We start from the raw sequence: 2,461 nt of genomic DNA on the forward strand, positions 1-2,461 counted from the left end.
GCTGAAGGGGGTTGTGCAGGGGTGGTGTCCGGAGCGTAGAGCGTGATTTGTGGCGCATCTTTGCGGTGGCTCCGCGTCTGGGGAGTACGCGCCGTAAATCATGCAGCGCAGGACACGACCTCGGAACGGCCCCCGGCGACGACCGCAACCAAGACCCGCTACCCCGAACCGCGCCGGACGGCGACACCGCGGCGCAGGACGCCTCCCCGGAACGGCCCCCGGCAACAACCGCAACCCAAACCCGCAACCGAACCCGCGCCGGACGGCGACACCGCGACCAGGCCCCCCTGCTCGTACTCCCCGGGGAGTACGGACGACCCCCACGCCCGGCTGACGCCCCGCGGCCGTCCGCCGGTCTAGCGTGGCCCGTATGGAAGACGAGCGGGGCGTCCGTCGGGGTCGCCGTCATCTCGGTCGCGGGCCGCGGCATTGGGTGGCCGGGGGGCGGGAGGGGCGGGAGCGGCGGGTGCCGTGGGCTTCCAGCCTCGTACTCGCCGTCTTCGTGGTGCTGGGCAGCGGCTTCGCCGCCCGTGCGCAGCACACCTCCCTCGATGCTCCCGCCCGGCTGCTGCTGCTCGCGGGGCCCGCTCTGCTGCTGTTGCGGCGCCGCTGCCCCGTGGTCGCCGTCTTCGGTGTCGCCGCCTCCGCGCTGCTGTACTTCGGGGCCGGTTACCCGTACGGCCCGGTCTTCGCCACCGTCGTCGTCGCCTGCTTCAGCGCCGTCGTCCACGGCCACCGGCGCGCCGCCTGGGGGGCGGCCGGGCTGTTCTGGGGCGGGCTCGTACTCATCACGCACTGGCTGTACCAGTGGCTGCCGGCGCACACCGAGCATGCCGCCGGGTGGGGCGCGGGGTGGGGCGCCGAGACGGTCGTCGCCGCCTGGATCGTCGCCGTCCTCGCCATCTCCGACGTCGTACGCGCCCGGCGCGAGCAGTGGGCCGCCGCAGCCGTGGAGCGGGCCGCCGCCGAGAAGCGGCGCAGGGACGAGGAGCGGCTGCGGATGGCACGTGAGCTGCACGACGTGCTGGCCCATTCCATCTCGGTCATCAACGTCCAGGCGGGGATGGGGCTCGCCCTGCTCGATTCCGACCCGGAACAGGCCCGTTCGGCGCTCACCACCATCAAGGCGGCGAGCAAGGAAGCACTTGGCGAGGTGCGCCAGGTCCTCGACTCGCTCAGGACGCCGGGCGACGCGCCGCGCGCGCCCGCGCCCGGCCTCGGCCGGCTGCCCGAGCTGGTCGAGCAGGCGGCGAGCGCCGGGCTGACCGTCGAGGTCCGGCGCGAGGGCGCGCCGGTACGGCTGCCGCCCGGCGCCGATCTGGCCGCGTTCCGGATCGTCCAGGAGGCGCTGACCAACGTGGTCAGGCACTCGGGGTCCCGTACCGCCACGGTCGTGCTCCGGCACACTCCCGGCCTCCTCGACCTGCGGGTCGACGACGCGGGCCCCGCGACCGGCACGGCGGCCGGTGGCAGCGGCAACGGGCTGACCGGCATGCGGGAGCGGGCCGTCGCCCTCGGCGGCGCCGTCGAGGCGGGGCCACGCGGCGACGGCGGCTTCCGGGTGCGCGCCACCTTTCCGCTCACGACCGAGGAGACACCGTGATCCGCGTCCTGCTCGCCGACGACCAGTCACTCGTGCGGGCGGGTTTCCGCGCACTGCTCGACGCCCAGCCCGACATCGAGGTGGTGGGCGAGGCGGCCGACGGCGAGGCCGCGCTGCGCGCGGTACGTGAACTGCGCCCCGACGTGGTGCTGATGGACATCCGGATGCCCGTGCTCGACGGGCTCGCCGCGACCCGGCGGATCACCGAGGACACCCCACTGGACGGGGTGAGGGTGGTCATGCTCACCACCTTCGAACTCGACGAGTACGTCTTCGAGGCGATCCGGTCCGGCGCGTCCGGCTTCCTGGTCAAGGACACCGAACCCGACGAACTGCTGCGTGCCGTCAGGGCGGTGGTGGACGGCGCCGCGCTGCTGTCGCCCGGGGTCACCCGGCGGCTGATCGCCGAGTTCGCCTCCCGTTCCAAGGCCCCGACGGACCAGGTGGGGCTCGGTGAACTCACCGAGCGCGAGCGGGAGGTGATGGCGCTGGTCGGCATCGGCCTGTCCAACGACGAGATCGCCCGCAGGCTCGTCGTCAGCCCGCTCACCGCCAAGACCCATGTCAGCCGCACGATGGTGAAGCTGGGCGCCCGCGACCGGGCACAACTGGTCGTCCTCGCCTACGAGTCGGGCCTCGTGCGACCGGGCTGGCTCGGCTGACCGGCATCGCGCGGTAACCGGGAGCTGCGGTAACCGGCAGCGTGCGGCAACGGCTTACGCCTCGGCCGCCTCCGCCGCCGTCTCGGCCCTCGCCCCCGTGGTCGAACCGGCGGGCGGCGCCGACGCGTTGCGCGCCGCGTACCCGATGAGCGCGGCGGCGCCGGCCAGCATCGCCACCGTCGTCAGGGCGATCGGC

General features: G+C 74.2%; 2 protein-coding genes. Both read left to right on the plus strand.

Annotation, left to right across the window (positions count from 1 at the left end; genetic code table 11):
* Positions 1–370 precede the first annotated feature (370 nt).
* On the plus strand, positions 371–1,603 hold the full coding sequence (locus tag HY68_RS31180) for a sensor histidine kinase (protein ID WP_063779728.1): 1,233 nt from the start codon (positions 371–373) through the stop codon (positions 1,601–1,603).
* Positions 1,600–2,265, plus strand: a complete 666-nt coding sequence (locus tag HY68_RS31185) for a response regulator transcription factor (protein WP_041998122.1) — start codon at positions 1,600–1,602, stop codon at positions 2,263–2,265. Before HY68_RS31180 ends, HY68_RS31185 begins: the two co-directional genes overlap by 4 nt.
* Positions 2,266–2,461 lie beyond the last annotated feature (196 nt).

Source organism: Streptomyces sp. AcH 505 (assembly GCF_000818175.1).
Taxonomy (GTDB): Bacteria; Actinomycetota; Actinomycetes; order Streptomycetales; family Streptomycetaceae; genus Streptomyces.